The 17,930-nt window shown below is 58.0% G+C and carries 17 protein-coding genes and 3 pseudogenes; 17 read left to right on the top strand and 3 right to left on the bottom strand.

Going from position 1 to position 17,930, the window contains the following annotated elements; translation table 11 throughout:
* Window positions 1-1,523 precede the first annotated feature (1,523 nt).
* Entirely contained in the window at window positions 1,524-2,336 is an 813-nt protein-coding gene (locus tag FXV83_RS27950; RefSeq protein ID WP_148742796.1) for a ferredoxin--NADP reductase, read from the top strand.
* A gap of 784 nt (window positions 2,337-3,120) precedes the next feature.
* Window positions 3,121-3,303, top strand: coding sequence for a hypothetical protein (locus FXV83_RS27940; protein ID WP_148742794.1), 183 nt, complete (start codon window positions 3,121-3,123; stop codon window positions 3,301-3,303).
* A 448-nt stretch (window positions 3,304-3,751) separates the two neighbouring features.
* Here the strand turns inward: FXV83_RS27940 and FXV83_RS27935 are convergent, their stop codons facing one another.
* Window positions 3,752-4,006 carry a helix-turn-helix domain-containing protein gene (locus FXV83_RS27935; RefSeq protein ID WP_148742793.1) on the bottom strand — a complete coding sequence of 85 codons (255 nt, stop codon included), beginning with the start codon at window positions 4,004-4,006 and terminating at the stop codon, window positions 3,752-3,754.
* 163 nt (window positions 4,007-4,169) lie between these two features.
* Here FXV83_RS27935 and FXV83_RS27930 point away from each other — a divergent pair, with 163 nt between their 5' ends.
* The 6 genes and pseudogenes from FXV83_RS27930 to FXV83_RS27905 all read left to right on the top strand — a co-directional run bounded on the left by FXV83_RS27930 (window position 4,170) and on the right by FXV83_RS27905 (window position 6,514).
* Complete coding sequence (locus tag FXV83_RS27930) at window positions 4,170-4,448, top strand: DNA -binding domain-containing protein (RefSeq protein WP_148742792.1); 279 nt, start codon at window positions 4,170-4,172, stop codon at window positions 4,446-4,448.
* A 162-nt stretch (window positions 4,449-4,610) separates the two neighbouring features.
* Window positions 4,611-4,802 (top strand): transcriptional regulator domain-containing protein, encoded by a 192-nt coding sequence (locus FXV83_RS44320; protein ID WP_148742791.1) that lies wholly within the window; start codon window positions 4,611-4,613, stop codon window positions 4,800-4,802.
* 58 nt (window positions 4,803-4,860) lie between these two features.
* Window positions 4,861-5,382 carry a DUF2285 domain-containing protein gene (locus tag FXV83_RS27920; protein WP_187436206.1) on the top strand — a complete coding sequence of 174 codons (522 nt, stop codon included), beginning with the start codon at window positions 4,861-4,863 and terminating at the stop codon, window positions 5,380-5,382.
* Window positions 5,383-5,506: 124 nt separating this feature from the next.
* Entirely contained in the window at window positions 5,507-5,785 is a 279-nt protein-coding gene (locus FXV83_RS27915; protein ID WP_148742789.1) for a helix-turn-helix transcriptional regulator, read from the top strand.
* A gap of 3 nt (window positions 5,786-5,788) precedes the next feature.
* Window positions 5,789-6,107 (top strand): annotated as a pseudogene (locus FXV83_RS27910) (replication initiator protein A); the annotation flags it as partial.
* Between the two features lie 29 nt (window positions 6,108-6,136).
* Entirely contained in the window at window positions 6,137-6,514 is a 378-nt protein-coding gene (locus tag FXV83_RS27905) for a DUF2840 domain-containing protein (protein ID WP_148742804.1), read from the top strand.
* Window positions 6,515-6,815: 301 nt separating this feature from the next.
* Here FXV83_RS27905 and FXV83_RS44315 read toward each other — a convergent pair.
* Window positions 6,816-6,944: pseudogene (locus FXV83_RS44315) on the bottom strand (transposase); the annotation flags it as partial.
* Window positions 6,945-6,964: 20 nt separating this feature from the next.
* Between FXV83_RS44315 and FXV83_RS27890 the strand changes: the two are divergent.
* The 7 genes and pseudogenes from FXV83_RS27890 to FXV83_RS27855 form a co-directional block, all read left to right on the top strand.
* Window positions 6,965-7,214, top strand: a pseudogene (locus FXV83_RS27890) (EAL domain-containing protein); the annotation flags it as partial.
* Between the two features lie 664 nt (window positions 7,215-7,878).
* Window positions 7,879-11,079, top strand: a complete 3,201-nt coding sequence (locus FXV83_RS27885; protein ID WP_235940228.1) for a hypothetical protein — start codon at window positions 7,879-7,881, stop codon at window positions 11,077-11,079.
* A 102-nt stretch (window positions 11,080-11,181) separates the two neighbouring features.
* Window positions 11,182-12,552 carry a hypothetical protein gene (locus tag FXV83_RS27880; RefSeq protein WP_235940227.1) on the top strand — a complete coding sequence of 457 codons (1,371 nt, stop codon included), beginning with the start codon at window positions 11,182-11,184 and terminating at the stop codon, window positions 12,550-12,552.
* 142 nt (window positions 12,553-12,694) lie between these two features.
* The gene (locus FXV83_RS27875) at window positions 12,695-14,881 is read left to right on the top strand and encodes a di-heme-cytochrome C peroxidase (RefSeq protein ID WP_235940223.1); all 2,187 of its coding nucleotides are present in this window, start codon (window positions 12,695-12,697) and stop codon (window positions 14,879-14,881) included.
* Window positions 14,882-14,940: 59 nt separating this feature from the next.
* Window positions 14,941-15,129 (top strand): hypothetical protein, encoded by a 189-nt coding sequence (locus FXV83_RS27870; RefSeq protein ID WP_148742786.1) that lies wholly within the window; start codon window positions 14,941-14,943, stop codon window positions 15,127-15,129.
* Between the two features lie 140 nt (window positions 15,130-15,269).
* A complete protein-coding gene (locus FXV83_RS27865; RefSeq protein ID WP_148742785.1) occupies window positions 15,270-15,722 on the top strand; it encodes a hypothetical protein in 453 nt (150 codons plus the stop codon).
* 552 nt (window positions 15,723-16,274) lie between these two features.
* Entirely contained in the window at window positions 16,275-16,595 is a 321-nt protein-coding gene (locus FXV83_RS27855) for a DUF736 domain-containing protein (protein ID WP_148742784.1), read from the top strand.
* Between the two features lie 162 nt (window positions 16,596-16,757).
* On the opposite strand, the gene FXV83_RS27850 is transcribed toward FXV83_RS27855, so the two are convergent.
* Entirely contained in the window at window positions 16,758-17,039 is a 282-nt protein-coding gene (locus FXV83_RS27850) for a helix-turn-helix domain-containing protein (protein WP_148742783.1), read from the bottom strand.
* Window positions 17,040-17,146: 107 nt separating this feature from the next.
* On the opposite strand from FXV83_RS27850, the gene FXV83_RS27845 reads away from it, so the two are divergent.
* Entirely contained in the window at window positions 17,147-17,425 is a 279-nt protein-coding gene (locus FXV83_RS27845; RefSeq protein ID WP_148742782.1) for a DNA -binding domain-containing protein, read from the top strand.
* A 158-nt stretch (window positions 17,426-17,583) separates the two neighbouring features.
* A complete protein-coding gene (locus tag FXV83_RS44310) occupies window positions 17,584-17,766 on the top strand; it encodes a transcriptional regulator domain-containing protein (RefSeq protein WP_148742781.1) in 183 nt (60 codons plus the stop codon).
* The last annotated feature ends 164 nt before the right edge of the window (window positions 17,767-17,930 follow it).

Here is a 17,930-nt window from a genome sequence, read left to right as displayed (position 1 = left end):
CAACTTTCAGCGATAGCTCGAAGGTGGCGAGGGGTACACCCTGCTCTGGTCACGGCCGCGCAAGAACGGCGAGTGAGACTCGCTCTAAAGGCCCGCCCGAGTTGATCGGGCGGGTTCCTTTTGGAGCCTAAAGTCGAAATCATCAACGCTGCCGCTGCGTCGGCGCAGTCGATTCGTGATTTTCGCGTTTTAGAGCGCACAGTACCGATCTGGGTGGCCATAAAGTCGCTCTTGCGCAGCGGTGCTATTTCTTCTTGGAACGTGGGCTCGCCCGCTTGCGAACCTTAGGCAAAGTGCTTCGGTGTCGTCGCTCCTCTGGGTGGCTGAACAGAGACTTCAGATAAGTGAACATCCAGCGTCTCGGCCAGCCGGTCAAGAAGATCAGTTGTCGGGTTCTGAGATTGCCTCTCGAGGCCACCCATATATGAGCCGTCAATGCCGGCACTGTGGCAAGTTGCTCTTGGCGCACCGGAGCCCTTGCCGAGGCTAGTGCCAGTCGTGCGGAGCGCGTCTGCCTCGCCGCTGCGCTTCTGCTGACTTGCATCGGGCAGCTACAGACAGGCATCCCTTGGTTGGTGTGCTGTAGTGCGCATTCGGGGAGCGCAACATCAAAGAGGCCGCACCTAGGGCCTTCTATTCCGCCGAACTGCACTCGATGCAGACTTTGAAGTCCGTGCCCACGCCTCTTCTGTTTCCGCGTCGCCTGCTTGATTCAGTGGGAGGCCGAGGCACGGGGTGTCTGCATCGGTCCGAGCATGTGCCGTCATGACAAGCCCGCTGTCCAGAGGCGATCGGGGAAGTGCGGGAGCAGGCGCGTGGAATCCATCGAAGAAGGTAGCCAAGATGCAGGATTTAACCGCGAACACGCGGCTCATTGCATTAAGCAACATCACAGAATTGTTACAGTCAGCTCGGCGCAATCACGTGCGGTCGTAGGAAGCATGTTCAGGCGATATTATCTCGGCGAATCTCGGAGCGTCGATTCTCGCTGGGGCTGCGTTCCAGTAGCTTTGCAATAGAGCGCAAGTTCAAGGCGAGATGGGGGGCTTCTGTACGCAACGCTCCAATCTGGAGTCGAGACACCACCCTTCAGGTGCGAAACGAGATTGTTTGTTCGCTATGTACTGTGTTTTGTCGGAGCAAATGCGCCAAAGTTGCCATTAGCGTCTGCTCGAGGAGGGCACGACCACTCGGCAGGGAGTAAGCTGGCAAGCCAGCCGACCGGCCCGGTGTAAACTGGCGAAAAAGTTCATCTGGGTAGCGCAGATGCCGGCGGGCTCAAGAGTAAAGCGGTTGAATATCTACGTGAATGGGCATCGGCCGGAGTTGATGGCTACAGGCGGGGCACAGGCCGATCTTCCAATGAAAGCCAAAGCGGTTGTGGGCGTGAAGCTATCGGTCCGACTGTACTTCATCGAGAGCCTGTTGGTGCCTGTAGTATGATCATTCGGAAAACTGGTGCAAACTTTGCGCGAACGCGGCCCGTGGATTTGGATCGTGCTTTAATTTCGCCGGGCGGTGAGATGAGCAATTTCACAAAGGAAAGCATACTGAGCGTCCATCACTGGACCGACAATCTCTTCAGCTTCACCACGACCCGGAATCCGTCGTTCTGCTTCCGTAGCGGTGAATTCACCATGATCGGGCGCAAGGTCGACGAGAAGCCGCTGCTGAGGGCCTACAGCCTCGCCAGCGCCCATTACGAGGACCGGCTGGAATTCTTCTCGATCAAGGCGCCGGATGGTCTCTTAACCTCGCGTCTGCAGCATCTGAAGGAGGGTGACGAGATCATCGTCAGCCGCAAGGCGACCGGGGCGCTGGTCATCGATAATCTCGAGGACGGGCGCAATCTGTATCTGATCGGCACCGGCACCGGGCTTGCGCCGTTCCTGAGCGTAATCAAGGATCCCGAAACCTATTTGCGATTCGAGAATGTTGTGCTGCTGCATGGCTGCCGCCGCGTCGCCGAGCTCGCCTATGGCGAGATGATCACGGAAAAACTGCCGAGCGACGAGCTGGTCGGCGACTTCGTGCGCTACCAGCTGATCTATTATCCGACCGTGACGCGCGATCGCTTCCGTAACCGCGGCCGGATCACCGATCTGATCGTTTCAGGCAAGCTGTTTACGGACATCGAGCTGCCGGAACTGGAGCCGCAGCATGACCGCATCATGATCTGTGGCAGCCCCGGTTTGGTGCGCGACGCCCGCGAGCTATTGGTGGCGAAGGGCTTTGTCGAAGGCGATCACGGCGAGCCGGCGCAATTCGTGTTCGAAAAGGAGTTCGCCGAACGCAAAAGTTTGAGCTCTTCTCGGAAAAGAGGTCATGAACCATAACGGCAAGTAGGAATTGCAATGAAGCATCTGCAATGACAGACGAACAGCGCGAGCTGGAGCGCTGCAAGCAAGAGATTCGTCGTCTCTCACAGTTGGTTGCGTTTCTCAAAAGGCAGGTTGTGCGGCTTTCTGAAGTCGTCTTACGCAACGCCGTAAAGAGCGCCGGGAACGGAAAATCGGAACGCACGTGAGTCTCTGAGCGACGCCGAAGTAGCGCGCTGTTTCCCAGTAGCGTGGCTCCCTGGCTTTGGGTGTCGGAGAGCGGCCTCGCCCTTGCACTCATGGAGGCCGGGCTCTTAGTTTTCAGTCAGAAGCACGGTGCTATATGAGGATTAATGTTCAATCATGACGGTGACGTTTGGCCTCAACTTGCGGCCTATCTCTGCGCTGTGCTTGTCGCGTTCTCTCTGTTGTACGGCATTGGTCAACTTCTAACAGGGGCCAATCTTGAGCTGCCTCTTAACCTCGGATGAGAGAGCATCGGTACCTTATTAGAGAGATCGCACGCGCCTAAGCGAATGGGTGGCGGGAGCGATCAAACGGCATCCGCTACGGGTCCAGCCGCGAAAATGGAATTGTAATGAAGTCATCTCCTCTTATGTGGCGAGACAAGGCTGGGGCGACCTCAATTGAGTACGGCCTGACCGCGGGCCGGGATTTCTGCTACTGTTGCCCTTGCCCTGACTGTTCTTGGCACCAGCCGCATGCAATTCTTCAGCTTCTCGGCGCGCCAACTCGACAGGTTGGATCTCGTACGTGAATTCAGCAATGATAGGCAAGGCGAATGACCGTCAGCGAATATCAGTTCAGGCACGAGCTGCGGCAGCTGATCGAGACACACATCAGCTCCTCGAGCACTTTCGAGAACTACGTGCTGATCACAGGGGAGCTGGAAGAGGCGAAGAACAGGCTGGAGCTGGACGCCGAGAAATTCCCGGACGAGGAGGTCGACGCCTGTGAACTATAGTGCCGGCCCGAGCGCTTAGCGCTCGTGGTCAATCCTTGGGCGGAGGCTCAGTTGGAATGACAAAGCGCCTTTAGGCAGCCTATTATGACCATGGTCTTGAAGCCCTAATTTCCGAGTCCTCATAGATGAATTGCCGGGTGAACGACTCATAATCTTGCTATGTGATGCACAATATAAGCGCGAGATAGCGCAGTGCGGTCAAAGCGCTCCGAAGAAGGCGCGCGAATAGCTCTCGCACGAGCTCGACGACCCTCCTCGACGCGCCGATCTACGCGAATTGTTCGACCACAAGGCCGCAAGGGTTACACGCTGCTCTGGCCGCGGCCGCGCAAGAACGGCGAGTATCACGCTCCACCAGGTCCCGCCCGATCTCCTCGGGCGATGGCTTCTTGTTCCAGCCGTCAGCAGCAAGTGCCGGCGCACCAAAAATTTGCCTCTGGCCGAAGTTCTATGACTTTTGCTTCGGCGTCTTGGTTCGCTGTTTCCAGAATTCTTCATCGGGCAACACGAGATGGACGTGGCTAACACCTAATGTGCTCGCGAGTTCGAACAGCGTCACCACCGTCGGATTACGCCGACCACGCTCTAAATCGCTGATGTATTGCTGAGTAAAGCCAGACGCCTCGGAGAACTTCTCCTGCGTGAAGCCTTTCTGCTTCCGCAACTTAGCGAAATTCCGCCCCACCAACTTGCGCATGTCCATCTGCGCAAGTTGCGTCTTTACATACTATGAGGTTTATCTCCTATAGTATGTATTCCCAAGCGGACCTGACTTGGGAACAAAGCCAAGGTGCGGCTTTCAGCGGACGCCCGCTGAGCGTACGTTGGCTGCGGGCGCTCTTATTGTTTTTCTTGCGAGATTCTTGATGCAAACACCGCCGCTTGACCCGGATGTCGCGGAGCTGGCGCCCAACGATGCGGTGCTCACGTCCTATGACGAGCAGCATTTGGTAACGTATTGGCGTCTGCTCGATGCGGAGGCCGATGGCGCGGACTGGAAAGAAGTGGCCCTGATCGTATTGCATATCGATCCGGGTCGCGAACCGGCGCGAGCCCGCAATGCATTTGACAGCCATCTGGCGCGAGCAAAATGGATAGCAGACCAGGGCTACCGCGACTTGCTTCGCGGCGGCACCAATAAATAGCAAAGATTCTATCGTCTCGAATTCCAAATCGAGAACAGATTTCTCCCGCTGAAAGCGTGATCGCCAGCGCGCATCACGCAATGCACATTTGGTGACTTCCCCGACAACCCAGGGCTTTATAAACATTTCGCGGCAATCGATTTACGGCAGGGGATCAGAGTAATGTCTAAGTTCGACTGGCGCTCTCCCGAGGCGTATCAGCACGCCATCAAGTCAGCGGAGATGCCGGACTTGGCTTGGGAGTCACTGCGGCGCAGTCCCAACTATCGAGCTTCCTTTCGGGAAGTTCGCTCCAAAGGCGGGCAGGTGACGTCCGAATTCCGGAGGAGATGGGGCGTCTGCTTTCGTTCATGACCCGCAGGGGTCCTTTTACCAACAGACAATCTTCTGGGCACCTGAGGCGTTGCCGACGGTGGTGCCGGTCGTTCGATGCGCGTCCGGCTCAAAAGCGGTCGGCGAGGGTCTACCGCTTGCCGACCTTTCATCGGGCACCATCAGACAGGCATCTGATGGCTGGCATGCCGTATTGCGCATCCAAGGGGCACAACATCATCTCTGGCTGAAAGAGGCGCCGCAGTTTGGTGTCTCTTATGCGGCCGAACTGCCGCTCGATGCGGACTTTGAGATCCGCGCCCACGCCTCACATCGGCTGTGGCGCGCAATCAACGGCCGCCCGCCAGGACCACCCTTTCATCAGCTTTCGGCGCAGCGGCGCGAACGACTCGTCTTGGTGCTGCGAGCGCTCGATGGACACATGGATGGTGCTTCATATCGCGTCATCGCTGAGGTGCTGTTCGGCCGAAAACGCATCCCTGAGCGCGCCTGGAAAACCCACGAATTGCGCAGCCGGACCATCCGCCTGGTGCAGGCTGGCTTGGCTCTAATGCGTGGCGGCTATCGCGCGTTGCTACGTCCCTCATCTCGCAAGGAGTAGAGCAGGGGTGCCGAAAATCATCGCTCAATCTTCGGCATCCCCCTAAGCACTCCTACTGCGCCATCGTGACCGTCGACGCGCGGCCCGAGCCGGCCGCGCTCCAGACGACCACGGAGCCTCGCAAATGCCCGATCCGAACGCCGGCCTGCCGCCGCGATACCTTCGCACGTCCGAAGCGGCGCGCTTTCTCGGACTCTCCGGCCGAACCCTCGAAAAGCACCGCACCTATGGCACAGGCCCGACCTACCGCAAGCTCGGCGTTCGCGTTGTGTATGCGCTCGAGGACTTGAAAGCGTGGGTTGATCGTGGCGCCAAAACGTCCACAAGCGATCCCGGCACGGGCACGGTCCTGCCCGCGAAGCGACACGCACCCATTCCCTATGCCGGCAAGGAGCGGCGCTGACCCATGCCGGACAGCAACTCCACTGCAAGCAGCCGGCGGCGGTCAGAGCGCGACCAACTCGATCTGTTTCGTGCGCTCCCTGGCGATCTGCCGCCACGGGACGAAGACCTGATGGCATATCCGTTCTTTTCGCTGGCAAAATCGAAGCGGATCGTTCCCATCGATTTCCGCGCAGGCACCATCACCATTCGTGTCGAGGCCGTGCCGGAACACGGCATGGCGACGATCTGGCATGCGGACGGTTCTGATCTGGGCTGCATCGCAGATTGTCGAGGCCCGTGATGCCGGCCTGAAAACGTCCCGGCTGATGGTAGCGACGCCTTCCGGTTCGGCAAGCCTGTATCGGAGAAGATCATTGACCAGCACCGGCGCATTCTCTCGTTTATGCCCGGCAGCACCTTCGCGTTCGTGCGCTGGACATCCAATGACTTCGGAACCATCCTGTCTCGCTTCGACATTTTGCGCGCGATCATACCGGGGCAGCGGTATTCGACCGTGCCTTGGGTCAGCCCCGGCGGCGAAAGCCTGCTGCGACTGGCTGGCTGGCGAAAGGTCGAGCGCGTTCTCCAGTTGATCGACGCCGTGGAGTCACTCCGCATTGATCCTGCCGATGCAGCCCCCGAATACTGGCATCACGTCCACAACCGTCTTTCCGTCAACGAAACGCCGCGACCTTATACGCGTGCGCGCCACCAGGCGTGGCTCCGCCGGCGCAGGATGGTATTCTGATGGGACGGCTAAGGATCATCCTTGCGATCTGTGGGGCCACAACGCTCGCGCTTTGGCCGGTCACCGACACCTCACTATCGTACATCTGGAACGCTTCCGAAAATGTGCCGATCGGCCTCTACCGTTTGCAAGGGACCACACGATTGCACATCACTGAGCTCGTGGCCGTTCGACCACCAGAGCCGCTTGCGAGCTTCCTCGACTTCAGACGAGGTGCAGTCCCGATGATCACAATCGCATTTCGTCGCAGGATGTCGAAGCTAGTCGCAGCTTTGAGAGTGGTCGGCAGAGAGCCGGGATTGGGCCACCGGGCGAGGGCCGGATAAACCTTGAGGTGAAGAGGGATACCGACGGCCCACGCCAGGCCGCGTGTTGTGAGCCGCTGACGGAACGGCGCGCTGAGGCCGTAACCGGCATCCGCCGTTTCGCAAGGTCCTTCACAAAGAGCGCTTTCCGTTCGATAAGATCAAGAACGATCGGTTCCGACTGCGTCGCCATCGTGCGCGCGATCTCGGGCCTCGGGCGTAGCCTCAACATCACCACGACCGCGGAGGGCGTGGAGACCACCGAGCAGCTCGATTGGTTTCGCGCCGAGGGCTGCAACGAGGTGCAAGGAGTCTTATTCAGCAGCGCCAAGCCTGCCGCTGAGGTAGAGCAGCTCTTGCGTCGTTTTGGCGCGAGGGCCTCGAGAGCTGCGTAAATTTCGGGCCCGACAGCACCCGGTTTGTAATGAATCGCGTACAGATCCTGATCGGGCGCGATACCGCCCGAGACCGTCTCTCGTGCCCACTGGGCGGCATCTGGGAACGCATTGTGCTGCGCTAAGGTCGTTTCTATCTCAGCTCACCTCTCGCGCATTTCTCGCGTAGACCAAGGATCAGCGCTTGAGAGCGCGAAAAAGCTGCGCAGTTAGTCAATTAGGCGCATATATTCAAACTCTAGTCGGACTAAATTGAGAAACTCTGACTTCAAGGTACGGTACGTTGACCGCGCCGGGACCCTGTCCGGCGGCGAGTAGGACGAAGACGATCTATCGAGTGGAGACCGATAAATGTTGTACGCAACGTACAAAGGCGTGTGCTTGCCGCGTGGACCGGCAATGCAGCCAACGAGTTCGTTATAGTCTCGGGTATCCGCGTCGAAAAACTCTTGATCCACCGTCGACAAAGCCGGATTGCTACTGTAGGTTAAGTCATCCATTTCGACGCTCTTCTCGCGAGCGCGCCCATAATTATTTTGTTGCAGGTCGCCTGTATGTCCACGGGCTCGATCCTGTTCGGTACAAGCAGCACGAATGTCCGGAATCCGCGTCTACTTTACTAACTCAGTGAGTATCTCCGCAAACCTGTGAGGGAAATGATGCGATGACTGTGCGCGAGCAGCTCTTTGCCCTGTTACGCAACCTCCGGTGGATGATTGTTCTATCGGTAGCCATCTCAGTATTGCTATATCTGCCAGATCAGATTCAGGAGCTCTATCGGATAGCCGCTGACGACATTGGTTGGGTGACGGTCAGGGAGTTCGCTGCCCTGGGCGTGATTGCCGTAACGATCTGGGCAGGCGCGTTTCAGCTCACGACTGCGTCCCTGCCAGAAATCCCCCACGCTACGGGCCGTTTGGCCTTTTACATAAGGCTTGCGCCCGTTTTGCTCGGAGCGCTGCCGATAATCGCCGCGACGGCAGGTCAATTCGCGTCGCGCCCAGCGAGAAAGGTCGGTGAGGTCGAGGAAGTCGGAAGTATCTTCCGCATTCAGGACCAGGCGCTCGCGTTCGAGCGTAACATGCTGCTCATCCTCGCAATCGCCATGCTGATCATGCTCGTCTGCTTCGTGATATTTACGTGGCGGATGGGATCGAGAGATCGATCGATTGATCTCGCGAGCCGCGCCAACAATACCTACTTCATCCGCTACAGGTTTCTCGCGCTCACGATCGGCGGCATCGTCCTGTTGACAACGGCATTCATCCTGCTGCCGGATAGGCTCGCACAATTTTTCGGATCGTTCGGCGTGATCGCTCTCTTTGCGGTTTGCGTCGTTGGTCTCGCCGTCCACTTTGCTCTACTGACGATCAAGTTTACCTTTCCATTTATACCCGTTGTCTTTGGCGGCTTGTTTCTGCTTGCCTCCTTGTTGGGAGGCGACGACCACGAACTGCGCACCGTCGCTGAAGCAAACAGCCTGCCGAAAGACGCACGCATGTCTGCGGTCGCGGCGTTCCGTGAGTGGCTCTTACAGAAGCCGCGGCTGGAGGAAGCCAGGAGGCTCGGCGAATATCCCGTCTTCATTGTCGCGGCGCAAGGAGGAGGTATCTATGCTGCCAATAATGCGGCGCGGTTTCTTGCGAGAATGCAGGATCTCTGTCCGGCATTTCGACAGCATCTGTTTGCGATAAGCGCTGTCTCAGGAGGCAGTGTCGGTTCCGCCATCTTCGCCGCTGCGCTCCACGCCGAGAATGCGTCCCTTGATTCGAATGCCGCCGACGGAAAGACATGTCCGAAAATCGCGGACTTTCTGGCCGGCGTCGGACGAGTCCAAGATATTGATGCCCCTGGGCCGGTGGAGCAGCGCGTCGCAAGCGTCTTGGCGACCGATTTTCTGTCGCCTTTGGTCGCCGGCTTCCTGTTTACCGATTTCACTCAGATGTTTTCTCCGGTCGCGATCCCCGCCTTCGATCGCGCGCGTTTTCTGGAATATACTTTGGAGAACGCCGGTGACAGAATGCTCGACAGCCACAAGGGCACCGGCGATCAATCCAATCTGCTAAGGGCCGACTTTCAGTCCCATTGGACAGCCGGCAACAACATGCCGGCGCTGTTGTTCAATACGACAGATGCCGGCAGCGGCAAACGGGCCGTCATCTCTCCATTCGATTTCGATCCGTTACACCCGAATGACACGGACCTGTGTATTCTCGCGGGACTCGAACGCGTCGCAACGGGGGCCGACCAAACGGTCAAGAGCCACTCACTTCGTATTCCGCTCAGCACAGCCGCTTTCGCGAGCGCGCGATTTCCATGGGTGACGCCGGCAGCGACCGTCTCGTTGAAAAATGACTGTATAACCACTAACCCGCAGGCGCGCTTGGTCGATGGCGGATATGTGGAGAATTCGGGAATCGAGACCGCGCTCGACCTAATTGAGAAGCTTAACAGCATCAAGGGCACTTCTGACGCACCAAAATTCCGGATTTACCTGCTGTCCCTGGTGAGCGGGCAATTCGGTGATCATGGTTCATTCATGTTCGGTGAGCTCATGGAGCCGGTACGCGCGCTCTTGAGCACGCGAACCTCCCGAACCTATGTCGCGCTCAATCATGCAACCAGCATCGATCGTCGGCCGGACGCCGAAGTCACCCCCAGCGTGCAGCGTTTTCCAACCTTCGGCCGAACCGACATAACAGGCTTGTTCTATAGCCTTCCGCTCGGATGGACGTTGTCGCAGAAGACCGAAGATATCATCTCACTGAGCAGTGGCCGGTTTTGGGACTGCGTGCCGAAGGACGACTTCGATCAGTCCCGCCAGAGGCAGAGCAACGCTGATTGCCTGCAAGTGAAGTTGTTTCATCTTCTGAATGGATCGGTCGCGTCCGCATTTGAAACGCTCAAAGACGCCAAACTCGCACAGGCTGCCTACGCCGACGAGCTAGCCAAGGAATATCGACCAACTCCAAAGATCAAGCCGCAGCCGTTGCTTGCCTGTTATGAGAGCAATTGGTTGCAAGAGCGCGGTTATGAGAAATATCAGGATAAAGTCGCCGCCTACGAGCACCAGCTGACTGAATCGAGCAAGGACCATTCGCCGGCCCCTTCACCTGTTCCGCCATATCGCAAGAGCTATATGGCATATTTTCAGGCCGAGCAGGTCAAAGCCTTGTTGCAGGAATGGGATCGCGTCGAGGAAACGGATCCCCGTATCCTGGCCTATATTCTGGGATCAGTCTCCTACGACAGCGCCGACTTTACGCGCAGCAGCGAAAACTTCTCTTACAGCGCGGCTTCTCAACTCCCGCAGAAATGGCACGATCGCATCGACAAGAACAACGCAAAGCTTGTGGCCGCAAACAGGCCGGCGGTCGACGTGAACTCATTGCTTAACCATCCCAAGGAGTTGGCCAACTTCGTTCTTGGCTACGACGGCAACCCGTTCGGAAACCAGCCCGGAACGGATGACGGTTGGCTGTTTCGTCCGCGAGGAATGTATCAATTGGTCGGGCGCGAACAATATCAGGAAGCACAGAGCCAAACGCAACAGCTTGACGAGCTGGAAGGACTTGATCTGCTAACGCTTCCCGACGCGCTAAGGGATGCAAAGATTGCAGCCAAGGTGACGTTCGCTCACTTTCGACTCCATCCTTACGAAAACCATCAGACACTGTTCGAGTTGCTGAAAGATCGTGCGAAGGAATGGACGGCCGTGCGTGCATTGCAGACGGACATGGAACATGCCCCGGCTGACGGCGCGCGCGTCAATGCAAGGAGTGAGATGTTTGTCGGCTGTATCGAGGAGGCATTGCATCCGACGAAACTCAAGACCCTGCAAAGCCAGTTCTACGGTGAGGAATGAGAAGCTTGATCCGCCGGTCCGTTTTGCTTGTTGAGTGAACGCTGCGTCGAGATTTCGACGACTGATGTTTGAACTTTTTGGTCTCAAAGGGGGATTGCCAAGATGACAAGGGGTGAGATGTGCGGATCGAGGTTTCGTCGACGGCTTGCAAGACTGTTTGCGGCGGGGGTGGTGTTCGTCACGGCTTTGGGCGTGGGAGCGGCTCCGACGCAAACGGCCGCAAAGCCGCTTTCGCCCAACGATGTGTCCATCCTCTTCCCTCCACCGAAGTCGTCGGCTGACCTGGCCAATCTGATCGCGGCATCCGATCTCGCCGGCCCCACAGGATCTCCGCAGCGACTTTTTTCCGACGCAGACTTCGTGCGCTTTATTGCCAACGCCGAGAATCCCGAGCGTCCGGGAGTGCCAGACTTGGGTGTACGTCACATCCAGCTGCCCGATGCCGTGAAAAAGATCGACGCCTGGTTTGTTGCCGGCATCAGAATCGACCCGGGCGCGCCGGGATTGTCGCCGGATGTCATCGCCCAGTTTGGCCGACAACCGCAAATCCGCCTCATCATTCAGCCGGTAACCAATGGACCAGACGGATTCAAAGTTCATGACACCGCCGGCCACCTTATCTTTAGCTTTAACCTCGACCCGGATCCGCCTCTCGACGGTTGTGCGCCGTTTCCGCGGTTCAAGCCGGACGATGAAGCCTTTAAGGCAATCATTCGTGATGTCGCGACCTTGCGCGATCAACTTGCAGCCGGACATTTTGGCAATGTCAAAGTCTCGACTGCCGGAGATCTGAATGTGCATCCGGGCCTTGTTGGGGCATCGGCAAAGGCGTTTCGTGATGCACTCAAGACCTTACTCGAGAAGCATCTTTCACCGCAGCGCCTCAACACCATGGCTGTCATGGGCATCTCGTCGCCCGAGCCCTGGATTTTCGTCTCGATGTTAAGGGTCCCGCAGGCTGGCTTGATACCCGTGCCTGGCCCGACGCTTGATGGCGTGCACGCAGCGCAGATGTTCAGCATTATCGGCGGAAAACCCATCATCCCGCAGCCGGTTACCAACAATCAGAGTCCGATCACCTGTCGTCACGCGGCATTGCAAAATCCGCCTTTAGCAGCCGCCGATCGCAAGGGTGTTTCGACGTCCGAGTTCATTGATGGCAACGTGCCCAGCAGTCGCATACTCGAAATCGTCGATATCATTGCCGACCCTAAGAAAAGCCACTTCTTCAATACCGATTGCGTCAGCTGTCACACCGAGACGGCGCAGCCACTCGCCAGGAAAATTCCAAACTTCGCAGTGCCAGGCGTGAACCGAGCGGTCTTGCCAAAGGAAAACTGGAATGTTCGCAATTTCGGTTGGTTTCCATCCTTCTTGCAGGGCGGCCCGGCGGCGGCGACGATCACGCGGCGCGCGGCAGCCGAGACGGCCGACGTGGTCGCCTTCATCAATAGCCAATTGCTGAACAAGTAACAGACGCCGCCGCCGTTTCCGGCTGCCCGCCGGCCCGGCTGAACGCACGACAGAGATAGATGGAGTGCTCGCTATGGGGAGACGTTCTTTCGGCTCTCGGCTTTATTCCTCGGTGAGGCGCTGGCCTCATGTCGCCGGGCTGTTGTTCGCAATCGTCGTCGTCGCGATCGTGTCGGCCGGCTTGGTGTATTTCGCGCCGGAGAAGGTTCGCGATGCAGCTCTTAAAATCAAGAACGACGCAAATCTGATCGCTCAACTGCTGCCTGCGACCTTGCCGCAGCCACCGAAAATCGAAAGCGCCTATTGGCTGCCGCAGAATTGGAGCTCGCGCCAGCGTTACTGGTTTCACCACACGTCGCAGGGGACGGCAACCATACCTGTCCCTTATCAATGGTTCCTGGCGTTGGAGCGCCCGGAGTTGTCCTTCTCTTACACAAGCTTGACGGACGACGGCTACTTGCGCCGCCTTGGCTTTATCCCCAGTCCTGGCTCAAATAACTTCGCCGGTAACGCTCCCTCATACGGTTATCACGAAGATGGCTCGAATGGGGACGGTGGGAGCCCCGGTTGGACTCCAAACTTGCCCGACAATCCAAATGGCTTGCCTGTCGGCTTTGCCATCCTTAAGGGCGGTGTCGACCCGACGACGGGAGCCTCATATGAAGATCAGATCGGATTGACCTGCGCCGCCTGTCATACAGGGCATCTGGAGTACAAAAATGTCAGCCTTCGGTTCGACGGTGGGCCGGCGATGGTCAATCTCGGCGAGGTTGAACGAGTCATCGGGCTGTCTATCGGCTACACGCTGATTTTGCCGTGGCGGTTCGAGCGTTTCGCCAGCAGGCTGGAGCAGATCAAAGGTCAAGGCGTTGATCGAAAGCAGCTTCGAAGCGATCTAGAGCTTGCACTTCAAAAGATCAAAAAACAAAAGGTGCAGGGCGATAGGCTTTTGACGGGACAGGGAGTTGCGGATCTCGATGAAGGTTTTGGTAGACTTGACGCGCTGAACCGGATCGGGAACCAGGTTTTCTATAGCAACCTACTCGATCCCCTGACCGGCGAACTCCCGGATCCACTCCTCAAGGGCAACTTTGCCCGCCATGATGCGCCAGTAAGCTTTCCGCCCATCTGGGACACACCGTATTTCCTCTGGGCGCAGTATGACGCCTCCGTTCTCAACGAACTTGTTCGCAATTCAGGCGAGGCGCTCGGTGTCAGCGCGAAAATCAATATGACCGCGCCCGCGCCCGGACGGCCACTTTTTGCCTCATCGATACATCTATCCGACATCGCGCGGTTCGAAGAGCTTCTGCGCGGCGCCGATCCCTTTTCGGCGGCCGATGCAAGCGGCAGAAAATTTACCGGGCTCGTAGCGCCCAGGTGGAAGGACGCACAGGAAAAATTTCGGAGCGACCCGGCATGGGGCATTGACGAAAAGTTCGTTGAAAAAGGCCGCGATCTATATCGCGCGCACTGCTTTGAATGCCACCGAGGCCCGGTCAACGATCCTGCCTTCGACAAAAGATGGCCGGAGGATTCGTTCTGGAAGCCGGAGAACCCCGATCGTTCCGCCAAGAATGAGAAGAATTGGGTGGACATAGGGGGGCGGCATTATTTCAATGTGGTCCAGATGCCGGTCACGGCGATCGGTACCGATCGTCAACAATCCGATGTCCTCACGACGCGCCGCGTTCACCTACCTGAGTCACTTGGATTAAGTCCAGTCGATGACCTCAATAAAGCCTGGGCTTGCGGCCTTCCCGCGAACAAAGGGGCAGATCCTCTTTTCGTACTCGCACTCATGGACGTGGTCGGGAAGACAATCGACCAATGGATCATTGCGAACGGCACCTCCGAAGAAGCCAAGCAGCAGATCTGGGGACCCAGGAAGAATTGTCAAAACCAACGAGTCTACGTTGGGGCTCGGGCGAACCATAACGGAAAGGACGAAGATGTTCTTGCCCTGGAACCTCAATATCGGGCGCGCCCGTTGGATGGCGTTTGGGCGACAGCGCCCTATCTGCACAACGGGTCCGTGCCGACGCTGAGAGACATGTTGTTGCCGCAGAAGGAGCGGCCGACGTCTTTCTGCGTTGGCAGCCGCGAATTCGATCCGGTCAATGTCGGGCTTGTTACGAAAACACAAGCGAGCGACGCCTGTGCGGCCGGTCTGACGGACTTCAATGTATCGCTGCTTGGGAACAGCAATCGTGGACATTCGTTTGAGGGCAAGGAACCCGACTTAACAAAGCTGCCGCCTGGTGTCATCGGGCCAGAATTGACCGACGCCGAGCGGCGAGCGCTTGTCGAGTATCTTAAGACGCTGTGAGAGGTCCGTTGCCCGCACGTGGAAAGTCAAAGCGAGATCTTTCGAATTGTCGAAGCCGTTTGCTCATCTCGACCATACGAGCAGCTCTTCCCTCGGTCGCTTCCCCGAGGTGGGTCAAGCGCAACGACGCTCTGCTCGAGCTTCTGCCAATCGGCGTCATGCATTTCCCGGGCACGGGAATTCAGGACAATCTCGCTGACAAGGCGAAGCGGCTCGGCATTCCCGTCTGGAAGTTCGGCGGCGCGTGAGCGCCGTCTTCTCGCCTCCAAGCTAACGAGGCGGAGTTGCGCTGCAACTCCGCCTCGTTTCGGTTCTATGTCCGAAATTGCGCCATGGTGGTGGTGGTGGAAGGCGCGACTGGTACATCTATGCACATGGAGCCACCACCATGCTCGCTCTTGGGCTCGTTCTCAACACACTCGGCATCGGTTTGTTCTGCTGGGCGATTTTCGCGCTGGCAGTGTATGCCTTGCCGTTTTTCGTCGCACTCCGCGTGGGTGTCGTCGGCGCACTGCTTATCGGAATTGCTTCTGGCGCGCTGACGCTCGCCGCTGGTCAGGTCGCCGTCGCCGTTAGTCGGTCCTTGACCTTGCGCGTCGCGATCGCAACCGCATTCGTCGTCCCTGCGGCAATCGCTGGCTATCATCTGGTGTTGGCCCTGTCGCAGATCGGGGTGCCTTCGCTAGCTTGGCGCGAGGCCTTCGCTTGCCTAGGTGCGGTTTGCATCGGCGGCACGGCATGGGCGCGCCTGACCGTTTTCGCGGAGACCAGCCCGTTCGAGTCGGCTGGCGTGGCGGAGAAGATGCCGCAACCAGTTCTCACAGCCGCCACGCATGAGTGATGAGGCTTCGTCGCCATCATCGGTCGGGCACGACCGCACAGGGCGCCACGTTGAACGAGGGGTCGTCGAGCTTGAGCGAGAGCTAACCGCACTTCTCCTCGGAGCGCTTTAAGCGAGCTCTACCAATCACTGTCTGGCCCACATAGCTGCGGTGGGGCGGCGCGCCGCGCTCGATCATTCCTTCCGGGACGGCCCCCCTTTGCGGCAGATTGTTTCTCTTCCGCGCCGAACCGTACCAACCCCTTGTTCAGCACAACCGAGATTCGCCAGTGTTCTCCTCAAGATTGCGGTTCAGCACGCAGACCACGTGGCCTCTTTGATGGCTTGATCTGGCCGAAGACCGGCTGCGCCTCGATCGTCTGAGCCGCAACGCCGTTGATGCGACTTTCTTCCCCTGGGCTTCGCCCATTCCTCGCGAAACAAGAAAGTCGCTCCAACGGCGTCCTCCGCTGCGCTCCGGCCCTTGCGGGTGCGTCGCCGATCGTCATCGGCCTGCAGATCGCCATCGAGGCCGCGGTGGTCGTGGGCTCGAAACACAACAGGAGAAGTGACATGGCTAACATCGGTTCCTTCAAGAAGGTCGGCAACGATTTCCAGGGCGAGATCATCACTCTCAGCTTGCAGGCCAAGGGCGTCCGCATCGTCGCAGAGACCAATCGCTCCAACGACAACGCGCCTAGCCATCGGGTCTACGTGGGACGCGCGGAAATTGGGGCCGCCTGGTCGAAGCGCTCCGAAGAGGGCCGCGACTACCTCTCGCTCAAGCTCGACGATCCCTCATTCAACGCGCCGATCTACGCGAACCTGTTCGATGACGAAGGCGGCGAGGGCTACACCTTGCTCTGGTCGCGGCCCCGCAAGAACGGAGAGTGAGGCTCATCATAGCCCCGCCCGACAGCCTCGGGCGGGGTTCACTCTTGGAGAAAAGCCGATTGACCAAAGCTGCAGCTGGACCGGCTTGGTCGAGTTGATTTTCACTTGTTTAAGACGCGCCCTTCCGTGGCGCTTGTCCGCATGGGCTGAACTCGCCCAATGCTATTGTTTATTGGAACGTAGACGCGCTGACCTGCGGCCTTTGGGCAACGTCTTGGGTGTCGCCGCTCCCTTGGGTGGCTGAATAAAGAATTCAGATAAATGAACACCCAGCGTCTCGGCGAGCCGGTCGAGAAGATCAATTGTCGGATTCTCAGATTGCCGCTCAAGGCCGCTCATATATGAGCGGTCAATCCCGGCATCGTAGGCCAGTTGCTCTTGCGGAATGCCGCGATCCACGCGGATCCGGCGCACATTCCAGGCCACGAGCGCACGAGCTTTCATGCGCTCAAACAGCCATTAGGCAGACCATCAAACCACTGGCTATAACCGAACTATTCCGGTAAGTTTCGCCCACAATGCAGATTAGCGAAGTGCGCGCATAAGCCTACATGACGAAGCCGCAGCTAGATCCTGATGTCGCCGATGCAGCTCCGGATCAGTCGGTGCTGACGACCTATGACGAGCAGCATCTGGTGACGTATTGGCGACTTCTTGACGCCGAAGCCGATGGCGCGGATTGGAAAGAGGTGACCCGGATCGTGTTGCATATCGACCCGGATCGCGAACCGGCGCGTGCCCGCAATGCGTTTGATAGTCATCTGGCGCGAGCAAAATGGATGGCAGACCACGGCTACCGTGGCTTGCTTCGCGGCGGCGCGACCAAATAGGAAAATCTGTCATGATGAATTCGCACTCGAGAACAGATTTCTCTGCTGACGCGTGATCGCCTGCATGCATCACGCGATGCACAATTGGTGACTTCCCCAACAATCCCAAGCTTCATAGACATTGCGCCGCAATCGACTTACGGCAGGGAATCATAGCAATGTCTGAGTTCGACTGGCGCTCACCGGAGGCGTATCAACACGCTATCAAGTCGGGCGAGATGGCGGATTTCGCCTGGGAGTCACTGCGGCGCGGCCCCAACTATCGAGCTTCCTGTCGTGAAAATCGATCGCAGGTAACTTCCGAATTCCGAAGGAGATGGGGCGTCTGCTTTCGCTCATGACCCCCAGAGGTCCTTTTACGAGCAGACGATCTTCTGGGCGCCCGAGGCCTTGCCCACCGTCGTTTCGGTCGTGCGCAGCGCGTCAGCATCACGAGCGATCGGCCTTGGGCTACCGCTTGCCCAACTTGGATCGGCAAGCATCAGACAGGCATCTGACGGGTGGC

The sequence above is a fragment of the Bradyrhizobium hipponense genome, from assembly GCF_008123965.1.
GTDB classification, from domain to species: Bacteria; Pseudomonadota; Alphaproteobacteria; order Rhizobiales; family Xanthobacteraceae; genus Bradyrhizobium; species Bradyrhizobium hipponense.
This window is presented reverse-complemented; position numbering and strand designations above follow the sequence as displayed.